The organism is Cellulomonas humilata (genome assembly GCF_030814415.1).
GTDB lineage: Bacteria > Actinomycetota > Actinomycetes > Actinomycetales > Cellulomonadaceae > Cellulomonas > Cellulomonas humilata_A.
Window position 1 is genome coordinate 139,853 of sequence record NZ_JAUSVB010000007.1, and the last position, 13,556, is coordinate 153,408.

The 13,556-nt window shown below is 74.3% G+C and carries 12 protein-coding genes; 3 read left to right on the top strand and 9 right to left on the bottom strand.

The genetic code is table 11. The annotated features are described in order from the left end of the window. Positions 1 to 10: 10 nt before the first annotated feature. The 4 genes from J2X26_RS21180 to J2X26_RS21195 are packed head-to-tail and all read right to left on the bottom strand — an operon-like array spanning position 11 to position 3,706. On the bottom strand, positions 11 to 397 hold the full coding sequence (locus J2X26_RS21180; RefSeq protein WP_307494691.1) for a hypothetical protein: 387 nt from the start codon (positions 395 to 397) through the stop codon (positions 11 to 13). Further along, entirely contained in the window at positions 394 to 1,416 is a 1,023-nt protein-coding gene (locus J2X26_RS21185) for a hypothetical protein (protein WP_307494692.1), read from the bottom strand. Before J2X26_RS21185 ends, J2X26_RS21180 begins: the two co-directional genes overlap by 4 nt. Next, the gene (gene mnmA / locus J2X26_RS21190; protein WP_307494693.1) at positions 1,413 to 2,516 is read right to left on the bottom strand and encodes a tRNA 2-thiouridine(34) synthase MnmA; all 1,104 of its coding nucleotides are present in this window, start codon (positions 2,514 to 2,516) and stop codon (positions 1,413 to 1,415) included. The genes J2X26_RS21185 and mnmA overlap by 4 nt, the downstream gene beginning before the upstream one ends. Beyond that, positions 2,516 to 3,706: a cysteine desulfurase family protein gene (locus J2X26_RS21195; RefSeq protein WP_307494694.1), complete on the bottom strand. Its 1,191-nt coding sequence runs from the start codon at positions 3,704 to 3,706 to the stop codon at positions 2,516 to 2,518. The genes mnmA and J2X26_RS21195 overlap by 1 nt, the downstream gene beginning before the upstream one ends. Positions 3,707 to 3,792: 86 nt before the next feature. Between J2X26_RS21195 and J2X26_RS21200 the strand changes: the two genes are divergently transcribed. Then, positions 3,793 to 4,794 carry a phosphotransferase family protein gene (locus tag J2X26_RS21200; protein ID WP_307494695.1) on the top strand — a complete coding sequence of 334 codons (1,002 nt, stop codon included), beginning with the start codon at positions 3,793 to 3,795 and terminating at the stop codon, positions 4,792 to 4,794. A gap of 9 nt (positions 4,795 to 4,803) precedes the next feature. Here the strand turns inward: J2X26_RS21200 and J2X26_RS21205 are convergent, their stop codons facing one another. The 4 genes from J2X26_RS21205 to J2X26_RS21220 form a co-directional block, all read right to left on the bottom strand. Further along, positions 4,804 to 6,282, bottom strand: a complete 1,479-nt coding sequence (locus J2X26_RS21205) for an outer membrane protein assembly factor BamB family protein (protein ID WP_307494696.1) — start codon at positions 6,280 to 6,282, stop codon at positions 4,804 to 4,806. 36 nt (positions 6,283 to 6,318) lie between these two features. After that, the gene (locus J2X26_RS21210) at positions 6,319 to 6,708 is read right to left on the bottom strand and encodes a PLD nuclease N-terminal domain-containing protein (RefSeq protein ID WP_307494697.1); all 390 of its coding nucleotides are present in this window, start codon (positions 6,706 to 6,708) and stop codon (positions 6,319 to 6,321) included. Positions 6,709 to 6,832: 124 nt separating this feature from the next. Further along, positions 6,833 to 7,816 carry an electron transfer flavoprotein subunit alpha/FixB family protein gene (locus J2X26_RS21215; protein WP_307494698.1) on the bottom strand — a complete coding sequence of 328 codons (984 nt, stop codon included), beginning with the start codon at positions 7,814 to 7,816 and terminating at the stop codon, positions 6,833 to 6,835. Positions 7,817 to 7,841: 25 nt separating this feature from the next. After that, positions 7,842 to 8,630, bottom strand: a complete 789-nt coding sequence (locus J2X26_RS21220; protein WP_307494699.1) for an electron transfer flavoprotein subunit beta/FixA family protein — start codon at positions 8,628 to 8,630, stop codon at positions 7,842 to 7,844. Between the two features lie 97 nt (positions 8,631 to 8,727). Here J2X26_RS21220 and glgX point away from each other — a divergent pair, with 97 nt between their 5' ends. Next, complete coding sequence (glgX, locus tag J2X26_RS21225) at positions 8,728 to 10,914, top strand: glycogen debranching protein GlgX (protein ID WP_307494700.1); 2,187 nt, start codon at positions 8,728 to 8,730, stop codon at positions 10,912 to 10,914. On the opposite strand, the gene J2X26_RS21230 is transcribed toward glgX, so the two are convergent. Beyond that, positions 10,911 to 11,189, bottom strand: coding sequence for a GNAT family N-acetyltransferase (locus J2X26_RS21230; protein ID WP_307494701.1), 279 nt, complete (start codon positions 11,187 to 11,189; stop codon positions 10,911 to 10,913). The two genes, glgX and J2X26_RS21230, sit on opposite strands and share 4 nt — an antisense overlap. Positions 11,190 to 11,386: 197 nt before the next feature. On the opposite strand from J2X26_RS21230, the gene J2X26_RS21235 reads away from it, so the two are divergent. Beyond that, complete coding sequence (locus J2X26_RS21235; RefSeq protein WP_307494702.1) at positions 11,387 to 13,525, top strand: alpha/beta hydrolase; 2,139 nt, start codon at positions 11,387 to 11,389, stop codon at positions 13,523 to 13,525. The last annotated feature ends 31 nt before the right edge of the window (positions 13,526 to 13,556 follow it).

The window sequence follows — 13,556 nt, forward strand, 5'->3', positions numbered from 1 at the left end:
GTCCACGCCGTCAGGTCGCGGACGACCGTCGTCTGCTCAGCCACGGCCCGACCACCAGCACCCCGCACACCAGCACGCCGCCGACCGCGAGCACCGCACCCGTGGCGAACAGCGGGACCGACGCGGCGGCCACGACGACCTCGGTGGGCTCGCCGTCGACGTCCCACGTGCAGATGGCCTTCGGCGGGACGACGGTGTAGCGCACGCTCGCGGAGTCGGTCCCGGCGGCGTAGGCCTCCACGCAGGGGTCGGGGTCGTCGTTCGTGGCGGTCAGGGTGGTCACGCCGATGCCCGTGTAGCAGATGACGAGCAGCACCATCCCGACGATCGCCGCCCCGGACCCCACGAGCAGCGCCAGGGCGCGCCTCACGCTCGGCTGTGCAGCAGCCACCGTCATGCCTCCGCTCGTTCGGCCACGATCCGCGCGGCCCGGACCAGTCCGGCCAGCACGGCGCGGGCGTCGTCCGGGCTGCCCTTCCCGGTGATGTCGCCGGCGAGGAGCACGACGTCACGCAGCCCCGCCATCGGCAGCCCCACGGACCGCCACGGCCGGGTGAGCGTGTCGGCCTGCCCGGTCACGTCGGGTCCCGCGCACTGCGAGGTGGCCTGCGGCGCGAGCTCGGGCCAGAACGCGAGACCGCCCTCGATCACCTCGGCGACCTTCTCCCAGCTGCGCTCGTCGAGCGCGGGCACGGCGAGCGCGAACCCGTCGACGGCGGCCGCGCGGATCGCCCCGAGCGAGGTCCAGGCGGTGCCGCCGTGCACGATGACCCGGGCACCGTCGAGGGCGCGTGCCACCTCGCCGATGCGCTCGGCCGCCACCGGACCGGGCACCGAGCGCAGCGCCGAGTAGCCGGAGAACGACGGCAGCACCCCGGCCATGACCTGCGCGAGCAGGGGCTCGTGGAGCAGCACGGTCGGCTCCGCACCGGGCACCGAGCGACGGATCGCGGCGAGGTGCTCGGCGATGCCGGCAGCCAGGGACGCGGCGAGCTCGCGGACGGCACCGGCGTCGGACACCACGCGGTCGCCGCGGGAGAGGTAGAGGGAGGCGGCGAGCGTCATCGGACCCAGCACGGGCACGACGAGCGGTCCGGCCCAGCCGTGCCCGGCGACCGCGAGCGCGTCGACGTCCTCGCGCACGTAGGCCTGGGCGCGGGCGAGGTCACGGCTGGGGCGGTCGGCGAGCTTCCAGCCGTGCGGCCCCAGCTCGGTGGGCAGCTCGGCGAGCAGGGCCGCAGGACGGCCGATGCGGTCGCTCCAGGGCCCGCGCTCGGCGAGGGTGACGGTGAACGGGAGACCGGCGACCTCGGACGGGGTGTCGACGAGGTCGCCGACGACGACGGTCTGCGCCTCGAGCACGTCCAGGCCGGGCCACGGCCCGCTGCCCGTGACGCCCGGTCGTCCGCCGCTCACCGGGCGACGCCGACGGTCGCGCGCTGCGCGGCGGTCACGGTCGCTTGGCCGAGCACGCGGGTGCCGTCGTAGAGCACCGCCGACTGCCCCGGGGCGACACCCCGGAGGTCACCCGACGAGTCGAGCACGATCTCGACGTTCCCGTCGCGCACGGTGGCCCGCGCGGGTACCGCGGAACCGTGTGCGCGGACCTGCAGGGAGCACGCGAAGGTGCCGTCCGTGTCGGCGAACCAGACGGCGCGGTCCGCCTCGACGGCCTGCACCGCGAGCTCGTCGACGGACCCGACGACCACCCGGTTGTTCACCGGCTCGACCGAGAGCACGTACCGCGGCTTGCCGTCGGGGGCGGGCCGGCCGATCGACAGACCCTTGCGCTGCCCCACGGTGAACGCGTACGCCCCGTCGTGCTGCCCGAGCACCGCGCCGGAGCCGTCGACGATCTCGCCGGGCTGCGACCCGAGCCGCGAGCGCAGGAAGCCCTGGGTGTCGCCGTCGGCGACGAAGCAGATGTCGTAGGAGTCCGGCTTGGCGGACACGGACAGCCCGCGGGCGGCCGCCTCGGCGCGGGTCTCCTCCTTGGAGGCGACGTCGCCGAGGGGGAACATCGACCGCGCCAGGCGCTCCGGGCCCATCACGGCGAGCACGTACGACTGGTCCTTGGCCAGATCCCGGGCACGGTGCAGCTCCCGGGTGCCGTCCGCGCGGGTCTCGATGCGGGCGTAGTGGCCGGTGCAGACGGCGTCGAACCCGAGGGCGACGGCCTTGTCCAGCAGCGTGGCGAACTTGATGTGCTCGTTGCAGCGCACGCACGGGTTCGGGGTGCGGCCGGCCTCGTACTCGGCGACGAAGTCCGCGACGACGGTCTCCTCGAACCGCTCGGACAGGTCCCACACGTAGTACGGGATGCCCAGCACGTCGGCGGCGCGACGGGCGTCCCCCGCGTCCTCGATCGAGCAGCACCCGCGCGAGCCGGTGCGGAACTGGTCGCGCGTGCGGGACAGCGCCATGTGCACGCCGACGACGTCGTGCCCGGCATCCACCGCACGCGCCGCCGCGACGGCGGAGTCGACGCCACCGGACAGGGCGGCCAGGACGCGCATCAGGTCACCGACCCGACGGTCGCGAGCCCGGCGGCCCGGGCGCGGTCGACCACGCCGGGCAGTGCCGCGAGCAGCGCGTCGACGTCGGCGGCGGTCGACGGGTGCCCCAGGCTGAACCGCAGCGCACCGCGCGCGGCGACCTCGTCGACCCCCATCGCCAGCAGGACGTGGCTGGGCCGGGGAACACCCGCCTGGCAGGCCGACCCGGTCGACGCCTCGATCCCGGCGGAGTCGAGCAGGTAGAGCAGCGAGTCGCCCTCGCAGCCGGGGAACGTGAAGTGGGCGTTGGCGGGCAGCCGCCGCGGGGTGTCCCTCGGTCCGCGCAGCACCGCATCGGGGACCGCGCCCTCGACGCCCTCGACCAAGGAGTCGCGGAGCGCTCCCACGCGAGCGGCGAACGCCTCACGCCCCGCGACGGCGTCCTCGACGGCGAGCCCGAACGACGCGAGCAGGGCGGCGTCGAGCGTGCCGGACCGCACCCCGCGCTCCTGCCCGCCGCCGTGCAGGACGGGTGTCAGGTCGAGCCCGCGCCGGGCCAGGAGCGCACCGGCGCCGCCGGGGCCGCCCACCTTGTGCCCGCTGATGGTCATCGCGTCGAGACCCGACGCACCGAAGTCGACCGGCACCTGGCCGACGGCCTGCACCGCGTCGGCGTGCACCGGGACGCCGTACCGGCGCGCGAGCGCGACCACGTCGTCCAGCGGCTGCAGGGTCCCGACCTCGTTGTTCGCCCACATCACGGAGATCAGCGCGACCTGGTCGGCGCTGCGCTCCAGCTCCTCGTGCAGCGCGTCGACGTCCAGCACCCCGTCGGCGTCGACCGGCAGCAGCACCAGCTCGGCGCCCGCGTGCTCGGCCATCCAGAACGCCGGGTCCAGCACGGCGTGGTGCTCCACGCCGGAGACGAGCAGGCGTCGGCGCCGTCGGTCCTGGTTCCGTCGCGACCAGAACATGCCCTTGACCGCGAGGTTGTCGGCCTCCGTGCCTCCCGACGTCCACACGACCTCGCTCGGCCGGGCGCCGAGGGCCGCGGCGAGCCGCTCACGGGCCTCCTCGACCACCCGACGGGCCGCACGACCGGACGCGTGCAGGGACGAAGGGTTGCCGGTGCGCACGAGCTGCTCAGCGAGCACCCGCGCGGCCTCCGGGAGCATGGGCGTGGTCGCCGCATGGTCGAGATACACGCTCATCGGCTCCAGTCTACGAACCCGCGCGGCCAGACCCGTGCGCACGTCCCGTGGGATCACCCACCGAGCGCCCCGCGCGAACTGGCAGGATGTGCCGCGTGAGTGCCGACGACGTCATTGCCCTCCCGCTCGCCTTCAGCGGCCAGCGGCTGGACTGGCGTGACCTCCCCCGGCACGTACGGGCCCGGATCGCCGAGCTGGCGGGTGCCCAGGTCACGGCAGAGATCAGCGCGACCAGCGGGTTCAGCCCCGGTTTCGCCGCCGTGCTCGAGCTCGCCGACGGGCGCGGCGTCTTCGTCAAGGCCGTCTCCGGCGAGCAGAACCCCGTCTCCCCCGACCTCGCCCGCGCCGAGATCCGGGTCTCCCGCGCGCTGCCCCCGCAGGTCCCGGCACCGCACCTCCTGTGGTCCTCCGACGACGGCGACTGGGTGATCCTCGGCTTCGAGGTGGTGCACGGGCGCTCCCCCGAGCTGCCCTGGAAGCCCGAGGACCTGCGCGCCGTCGCCGACGCCGTGGGAGCGCTCGCAGATGCCGAGCCCCTCCCCGGGCACGCGCTGCCGCGCACGGACGACCAGCTGGCCGAGGACTTCACCGGCTGGCGCAAGCTGCACGCCCTCGACCACGAGACCAAGCACCAGTACGCGGACCTGGCCGGCGACATCGGCCGCTGGTCGCTGGAGAACGTGGAGCAGCTGGTCCGCTGGGAGCAGGAGTCGCTGCGGGTGTGCGCCGGGGACTCCCTCGTGCACGGGGACCTGCGCGCCGACAACGTCATGATCGACCCCGACCACCAGCACCGGGTCTGGATCATCGACTGGCCGCACGCGAGCGTCGGTGCGCCGTGGCTCGACCTGGCGTTCATGCTGCCCAGCGTCGCGCTCCAGGGCGGCGGTGACCCGGCGACCAACTTCCGGACGCACCCCGTGTCGGACGGCGTGCACGACGACGACCTGCGCGCGGGTCTGGCCGGTCTGTCCGGCTACTTCGCGTGGAGCTCGCGGCAGCCCGCGCCGCTGGGCATCCCGAACCTGCGCCGCTTCCAGGCCGCACAAGGCGTCGCCACCGTCCGCTGGCTGCGCGACCTGTCCTGAGACGAGGCGTCAGCCGAGGACGGCGCCCGCGGGCCCCCAGCCGAGCAGCGTGTGCCCCTCGGACGCCACCCCGAGCAGGGTCCCGGGCAGGTCGACGCGCCAGTCCTCGCCGCCGTCGTCGAACCGGTAGGCCACGAGCTCGCCGACGCCCGGCCAGTCGTTCAGCGCCGTCACGGCACCCGGCTCGTCGGGCCGCTGCTGCGCGCTGAGCAGGTGGTGCCCGTCGGTCACCAGGTCGCCCATCGTCCGGCCCGTGAGCACCGGTGCCCGCCAGAGCTCGGCGCCGGTGCGGCCGTCGATCGCCACCACCCCGTCCGGGGTGCTCAGGTACGCCCTCCCCCGCGCCACGACCGCCGTGCCCGACAGGCCGTGCCCGACGTCCCACAGCTCGCGCCCGGTGGACCGGTCGTAGGCGCGGATCCTCGAGCCGGCCGCGAGCACGAGGTCGGAGAGGCTGCCGTCGTCGGCCGAGACCCGCGCCAGCCGCCCCGGGAGCACGAGGTCCGGACCGCCCCCGACGATGGTCGTCGTCTCCTGCCCCTCGTCGTCCAGCGAGAACGCGACGACGACGCCGAGCCGCTCGTCCACTGCGAAGCCGTTGCTCGCGTCGATCACGGTGCGCGCCGGACCACCGTCGCCGTCGAGCACCGTGATCCGGCGTCCGGCCGTCACGACGGCGAGGCCGTCGTCCGTGCGGAGCATCGTGGTGGACCGGTCGACGAAGCCGCCCTCGTCGGGCTCGGCGCCGGCGGTCGGCACGACCGACTGCCAGTGCTGCCGGCCGGTCAGCAGGTCCGTCGCGGTGACGACGAGCGCGCCGTCGGCGCGGGGGACGCCGACCGCGACGGCACCCGGGAGCACCGTGAACGCCACCGCGCCCGGAGCCTCGTGCTCGGCCACCACGGAACCGTCCGCGCTGTCCGCGACGACGATCCGGCTCACGTCCGACGGGACGAGCACGTTCTCCGTCTGCCGGAACGCGAGGTACGCGTCCGTCACCAGGCACACGATCCGTCCGCTGTCCCCCGGCTCGACGGCACAGCCACCGACCGGGCTGAACCCGTCCTCCGCATGGTCGGCGTGCGCGTCGGCCAGGGGCGTCGTCCAGCGGCGCTCCCCGGTCAGCTCGTCGACCGCGATGAGCGCCTGCGACCCGTCGCTGGCCCGCTGCAGGCCGACGAGGACGCCACCGGTCTGCCCCGACCAGGGCACCCACTGGGTGCCGGCGTCCAGCGTCCAGAGGATCTGCACGTCCTCGTCGACGGGCCGGACGACGCCCTCGACCTGCGCCAACGCCTCGACCGCGGCCCGTTCGCGCGCCTCCACGACGACCTGCGCGCCGACGAGCGCGACGGCCACGAGCAGAGGGACGAGCAGCCACCGTCGCGACCTGCGCCGGGGAGCGACATCGCCCGGATCCTCGGGACGCGGGGCCACGTCGTCGCGCTCCACGAGCTCGACCGCCTCCATGCCCGTGCGCCGTCGCATGGCCGGATTATCCGCCCGGAACGGCGCCGCGAGACGTCAGGCCGGGTCGCGCGGCTCGTCGGCCTGCAGCTTGTGCTCCCGGTCGCGCAGCTGCGCCTCCCAGTCCTTGAGCATCTGCTCGTGCTTGTCGTCCGACGAGCGCATGCCGGCCAGGAACTCGGGGTCGTCGTCCGGGGACGACCGGCGCGGCCGCTCGTACTCGGGGAACCCGGCGGTCTGCGTCGTCGGCCACGGCACGTTCCGCCGCGGCCGGTGCTCGGGACGTCCCGCGACTAGCCACGCGATCCCGCCGACGACCGGCAGCAGGATGATGACGAACACCCAGGTGGTCTTCGACAGGTTCCGCGGGACGTCGGTCTGGATGCAGTCGATCAGGCAGTAGACCAGCAGGGCGATCTCGATCAGGAACGGCAGGTAGCGGATCACGGCACTCCTCGGGCACCCCTGCCCGGCGTGCTGTCAGCCGGGACCGACGCGCACGGTAGCGGAGCGGGAGATCACCTGTCCGCGGTTCGGTTGCCCGACCGACGCGATCACCCGTACGGAGCAGTCAGCCCTTCAGGCGACGGATCTCCGCGGCGGCCTGCGGCACGACGGTGAACAGGTCACCGACGACGCCGAAGTCCGCGATCTCGAAGATCGGGGCGTCGGGGTCGGAGTTGATCGCGACGATCGTCCCGGACGCCTGCATCCCCCCGCGGTGGTGGACGGCTCCGGACACGCCGACGCCGACGTAGAGCCGCGGCGCGATGGTGACGCCCGTCTGGCCGATCTGGGCGTCGTGCCCGATCCAGCCCTCGTCGGTGGCGACGCGCGTGGCGCCCACGGCCGCGCCGAGCACGTCTGCCAGCTCCTCGACCACGGAGAAGTCCCCCTCGGTGCCACGACCACCGGCGACGACGATGCTGGCGCTGCCCAGGTCGGGACGACCGCTCGCGGGCCGCTCGGTGCGCTCGACCAGCGCGACGCGCCGCGCCTTGTCGCTCACGGTCACGGCGTGCTCGCCGACCTGCGCTGCCGGGGCGCCCTCGAGGACCGACGGCTGCACCGAGTTGGGCTTGAGCGCGACGATCGCCAGCGGAGCCGTCACCGCGCACGTCGTGTTCCACGTGCCGGCGAACACCGTCTTCGAGGCGACGTAGCGCCCGTCGACCTGCGCGAGACCGTCGGCGTCGGTCACGACGCCTGCCCCGGTGCTGATCGCGAGGCGCGCGGCGGCCTCCTTGTTCTCGAACGACGAGACCACCAGCAGGAGCCCGGCCCCGGTGGCGTCGAGCAGCGACGCGAGCGCCTCCGCCAGGACCGCCGACAGGTGCGGGTCCGCGTCGACGACGACGCGGTGGACGTGGGTGGCGCCGAGCGCGGCGAGCTCGGCGACGGCCTCGGGGGACGGCTCGACACCGTCCACGGCCCACGCGGCGTGCACGCCGGCGCCGCCGGACAGCTCGCGGGCGAGCGTGAGGAGCTCGCGCACGGGGGCGCGGACGGCTCCGTCCTCGGTGTGGTCGACGAGCACGAGCACGGGTGCGGTCACAGCGGCGATCCTTCGGTTCGGGACGTCAGACGAGCTGGTTGTCGACGAGGTACGCGGCGAGGCGGACGCCGGCGTCGCCGGTGTCCTGCACGAGCACGCGGTTGTCGCGGGGCGGCCGGGCAGCAGCCTCGAGCACCTCCGTGCGGGCACCGAGCAGCCCGACGCGCGAGGCGTCGACCCCCAGGTCCGCCAGCGTCAGGGTGGTGACGGGCTTCTTGCGGGCCGCCATGATGCCCTTGAAGTTGGGGTAGCGCGGCTCGTTGGCCTGGTCCGTGACGGACACCAGGGCCGGCAGCGTGGCCTCGAGCACCTCGGACGCGTGGTCGAGGTTGCGCCGTACCCGCACGGTGGACCCGTCGACCGTCAGCTCGGCGGCGAGCGGCAGCGCCGGCAGGTCGAGCAGCTCCGCGAGGGCCGTCGGCAGCAGGGACGTCAGACCGTCCAGCCCGGCCATGCCCAGGATGACCAGGTCGACGTGCTCCTGGGCGTCCAGGTGGCGGATCGCGGCGGCGAGCACCCGCGCGGTGCCGACGACGTCCGAGCCGGCGACCGCGTCGTCGACCACGTGGACCGCGTCCTCGGCGCCCATCTGCAGGCCACGGCGGACGGCGTCGACGGCGTCGTCGGGGCCTACGGTCAGCGCCGTCACGGTCCCCTCACCTGCCTCGACGATGGCCAGCGCCGCCTCGAGGGCGTTCTCGTCCAGCTCGTTCAGGGTGCCGTCCCCGCCGTCGCGAACCACGCGACCGTCGGGGCCCAGGGCCCGCTCGGACTGGATGTCAGGGACATGCTTCACGCAGACGACGATCCTCACCCGCGGAACGTTACCGCCCACCCCGGATCCGGTGAGCACACGGTCCAGGGGCGGAGACACCCGACACGTGTGGGCTTCTTCCCCCCACAATGTCCGGGTGACCCCGCCCTCCCCCCGCCGGCGAGCGCCACGCCTCGGTGTCCATGTCACCGACGCGGGCGTGGACGTCGCGGTCTACGCCGCCCACGCGACGGGTGTCGACCTGTGCCTGTTCGACGGAGCCGACGAGACCCGCATCCCCCTGCCCGCCGCGGGGCACGGTGTCTTCGGTGCCTCCGTGCCCGGTGTCCGCGCCGGCCAGCGGTACGGCTTCCGCGCGCACGGACCGTGGGAGCCCGCCGCCGGGCACCGCTACAACCCCGCCAAGCTGCTGGTCGACCCGTACGCCCGTGGGCTCGACGGCGACGTCGCGCACACGCCCGAGACGTACGGCCACCTCGTCGGCCCCGACCTGGCCGGCGACCCGTACGGTCCCGCGGACCCGCGCGACTCCGCCGGTCACGTCCCGTACTCGGTCGTCGTCGACACCCGCGACCTGCCGGGACCGGACCCGACCACCAACCGGCCCTGGACGCCGTGGTCCCGCACGGTCGTCTACGAGGCCCACGTCCGCGGTCTGACCCAGCTGGACGACCGGATCCCCGAGGAGCTGCGCGGGACCTACGCCGGCCTCGCCCACCCCGCGGTCGTCGACCACCTGCTCGGGCTGGGCGTCACCGCGATCGAGCTGCTCCCGGTGCACGCGTTCTCCTCCGAGCCGCACCTCGTCGAGAAGGGCCTCACCAACTACTGGGGCTACAGCACGCTCGGCTTCTTCGCCCCGCACGCGGCCTTCGCGACGGCGGCGGCCCAGGCGGCCGGTCCCGCCGCCGTCCTCGCCGAGCTGCGCGGCGCGGTCCACGCACTGCACGAGGCCGGCCTCGAGGTGCTGCTCGACGTCGTCTACAACCACACCTGCGAGGGCGGGCTGCCCGGCCAGCACCTGTCCTGGCGCGGCCTGGACAACGCCACCTACTACGCGCAGGACGGCGGGGCGCCCGCGGCGCTCGCGGACGTCACGGGCACCGGGAACACGCTCGACTTCCGGCGGGCCGAGGTCGTCCGGATGGCCCTCGACTCGCTGCGCTACTGGGCGGACGTCGTGGGCGTCGACGGCTTCCGCTTCGACCTCGCGGTGACCCTCGGCCGCGACCCGGGCGGCTTCTCGCCCGACCACCCCGCGCTCGTCGCGATGGCGATCGACCCGGCGCTGCACGGACTCAAGCTCGTCGCCGAGCCGTGGGACGTCGGCCCCGGCGGCTGGCGGACCGGGCAGTTCCCGGTGCCGTTCGCCGAGTGGAACGACCGCTTCCGCAACGCCGCCCGCTCGTTCTGGCTGGCCGACCCCGGCCGCGCCGCCCACGGCCTGCCCGGCCACCGCGTCCGCGACCTGGCCACCCGCCTGGCGGGCTCCGTGGACCTGTTCGGCCACAGCGACCCGCCGCTCGTCCGGGGGCCCAGCGCGTCGGTCAACTACATCACCGCCCACGACGGCTTCACGCTCGCGGACCTGGTGGCCTACGACCACAAGCACAACGCTGCCAACGGGGAGCAGAACCGCGACGGCAGCGACGACAACCGCTCCTGGAACCACGGCATCGAGGGGCACGTCGGGCCCGACTCCCCCGCGGTCGACATCGTGCCCCTGCGCCGCCGCTCGATCCGCAACCTGTTCGCCACCCTCGTGCTCGCTGCGGGGACGCCGATGATCACGGCCGGCGACGAGATGGGCCGCACCCAGTACGGGAACAACAACGCGTACTGCCAGGACAACGAGCTCTCGTGGGTGCGCTGGGACGTGACCCCGTGGCGCGCGGACCTGCTCGCGACCGCCCGCTGGCTCCTTCTGCTGCGGCGCGAGCACCCCGCGCTGCGCTCGGAGCGGTTCTACTCGGGCCGCCCGTACGTGCCGGGCCGCCGGCCGGACCTCGCCTGGTTCGACGCGCTCGGCGTCGCGTTCGACCACGACCGCTGGCACGACCCGGCGATCCGCACGCTGCAGATGGTGCGGACCGCCCCGCCGCCCGAGAAGGACACGGTGCTGCTGGTCATCAACGGCTCGCTCGACGCCGTGCACCTGATCCTGGCCGACGACCACGGCGGCCGGTGGCGCCTGGCGTGGGACTCCGTCTGGGAGAGCCCGGCCGAGGAGCGCGCCGCGGCGATCGAGGGCAGCCTGCACGCCGAGCCCGGTGAGGCCACCGTCGTGGAGGCGCTGAGCATGCGGGTGTACGTCCTGGACTAGCCCTGCCGGGCGGGGCGGACCATCGCTGTGGTGTCGGGTTCCGCGAACCCGAACTCCCGGTACAGGCCGTGGGCGTCGCCGGTGAAGAGCATCCAGCGGAAGTCGGCGCCGGGTCCGTCGTCGATCATCGTCGCGACGATCCTGCGGCCCAGGCCGACGCCGCGGTGCTCCGGGACGACGAACACGTCCGCCAGGTACGCGAAGCCGACGCCGTCCGACACCGCCCGGGCGAACCCGACCAGGGCCCCGGAGTCCTCGTCGTAGGCGCCGACCACGCGCCAGGCGCCGTCGATCTGCTACTCGACGTCCGCCCGGCTGCGCCACCGGCCCCAGTAGGCCGCCGTCGAGAGGAACTGCCAGACGACGTCGCGGTCCAGACGCTCGGTCGCGTCGCTCAGCACGTAGGTCACGTGACGGATCGTAGGGTCGGGGAGGTGGACGCCGTCGGCGGCTGGGCGGTCGGAGTACGTTCGTGCCGAGGGCGGTGACGATGGTGCGCGCGCGGTTGCCGGATCGTGAGGGCGACGTCAGCAGCGGCGGCGTCGCGATCCACTACGAGGTGCACGGGTCGGGGTCGCCGACCGTCCTGCTGGTGCCGCCGGCGCCGATCACGCACGCCCAGATCTGGAAGACGCTGCTGCCGCACCTCGCGCGACACAACCGCGTGGTGACCTTCGACGGCCGCGGCAACGGCCGATCGGGCCGACCCACCGCGATCGAGGACCACACCCGCGCCGCGAACGTGGCCGACATCGTCGCCGTGCTCGACGCGACCGGGACCCAGCAAGCCGTGGTGGTCACGCTCTGCGACGCCGCGTGGTGGGCGCTCGACCTGATCGCCGTGCACCCCGAGCGCGTGGTCGGGTTCGTGGCTCTCGAGCCCGGGATACCGCACCTCGGCGGGCCGCAGGCCCACTGGGCGGCGGCCGTCGAGACGTGGGGCGAGCACCTCGAGGACCCGCAGGGCTGGCAGCTGTTCAACCGGCACGCCATCACGACGTCGCACCGCCGGTGGGTCGAGTTCTTCTTCGATGCCCAGCTCGTCGAGCCGCACTCGACCAAGCAGCTGGAGGACGCGGTCGGCTGGGCGCTCGAGTCGACGGGGCAGATCCTCGCGGCGAGCGAGGAGGGCCATGACCTCGACATGCCGACGAGGGAGGAGATCGTCGCGCGGTGCCGCGGGATCGGGGTGCCGACGCTCGTCGTGCACGGTGACCAGGACGTGTGCCAGAACGTCGACAAGGGCCGGGAGCTGGCGGAGCTGACCGGTGGCGAGCTGCTCGTCATCGAGGGCGGCGGCCACCTCGCGCTCGTCCGGGACCCCGTGCGCGTCAACCGGGCGGTCGGCGACTTCGTCGACCGCCTCAGCCGACGACCCGCGCCGCACCGCTGGACGCGGGCGCGGAGCAGGGCGCCCAGGGCCTTGTACGTGTCGTCGCCGATCGGGCTCGGGCACGCCCGCCGCGACCTCGCGATCGCCGGCGAGCTGCGCCGGCTGCGACCCGAGGTCGAGATCGACTGGCTCGCGCAGAACCCGGTGACTGCGGTCCTGGAGGCCGCGGGCGAGACCGTCCACCCGGCGAGCCCGTGGCTCGCGTCGGAGTCCGGCCACCTCGCGTCGGAGGCCGACGGGCACGACCTGCACTGCTTCCAGGCGCTGCGCCGGATGGACGAGATCCTCGTCGCGAACTTCATGGTCTTCCAGGAGGTCGTCGAGTCCGGGCTGTACGACGTCGTCGTCGGCGACGAGGCCTGGGACGTCGACCACTTCTGGCACGAGAACCCCGAGCTCAAGCGTGGTGCGCACGTCTGGTTCACCGACTTCGTGGGGTTCCTGCCGATGCCGGACGGCGGGGAGCGCGAGGCGGCACTGACGGCGGACTACAACGCCGAGATGGTCGAGCACGTCGCCCGGTTCCCCCGGGTCCGCGACCGGTCGGTCTTCGTCGGCAACCCGGAGGACCTCGTCCCCGACGCGCTGGGCCCGGGCCTCCCGACGATCCCGGACTGGACCCGGTCGCACTTCGACTTCTGCGGGTACGTCACCGGTGACACGCCTCCGACCGACGAGCAGCGTGCCGAGTGGCGGGGCCGGCTCGGCTACCGCGAGGACGAGCAGGTCTGCGTGGTCACCGTGGGCGGCTCGGGCGTCGGGCGTGCCCTGCTCGACCTCGCCGTCGCCGCGTACCCGCACGTGGCCCGGGCGGTGCCGGGCTTCCGGATGATCGCCGTGGCCGGGCCGCGCATCGACCTCCGCGGCTTCCCGCCGCACCCTGGGCTGGAGGTGCGCGGGTTCGTGCCGGACCTCTACCGCCACCTCGCGGTGTGCGACCTGGCGGTCGTGCAGGGCGGGCTCGCGACCACCATGGAGCTCGCGGCGGCACAGCGGCCGTTCCTCTACTTCCCCCTCCTGCACCACTTCGAGCAGTCCTTCCACGTGCGGCACCGGCTCGAGCGGTACCGCGCGGGGACGTGCATGGACTTCGCGACGACCGACCCCGAGAGCCTGGCCGACGCGATGGTCCGCGCGCTGAGCACGCCGGTGCGCAGCCGCCCTGTCGAGACGGACGGCGCCGCCCGCGCGGCGAGGCTCGTGGCGGACCTCCTGTGACGAGCTGGACGCCCGTCCAGCCAGGGTGCTG

What these genes read in the sequence shown, in the direction of transcription:
- J2X26_RS21200 (WP_307494695.1), top strand. Translation starts at nt 3,793, where the DNA reads ATGTGCCGCGTGAGTGCCGACGACGTCATTGCCCTCCCGCTCGCCTTC.
- mnmA (WP_307494693.1), bottom strand. Translation starts at nt 2,516, where the DNA reads ATGCGCGTCCTGGCCGCCCTGTCCGGTGGCGTCGACTCCGCCGTCGCG.
- J2X26_RS21195 (WP_307494694.1), bottom strand. Translation starts at nt 3,706, where the DNA reads ATGAGCGTGTATCTCGACCATGCGGCGACCACGCCCATGCTCCCGGAG.
- J2X26_RS21205 (WP_307494696.1), bottom strand. Translation starts at nt 6,282, where the DNA reads ATGCGACGGCGCACGGGCATGGAGGCGGTCGAGCTCGTGGAGCGCGAC.
- J2X26_RS21180 (WP_307494691.1), bottom strand. Translation starts at nt 397, where the DNA reads ATGACGGTGGCTGCTGCACAGCCGAGCGTGAGGCGCGCCCTGGCGCTG.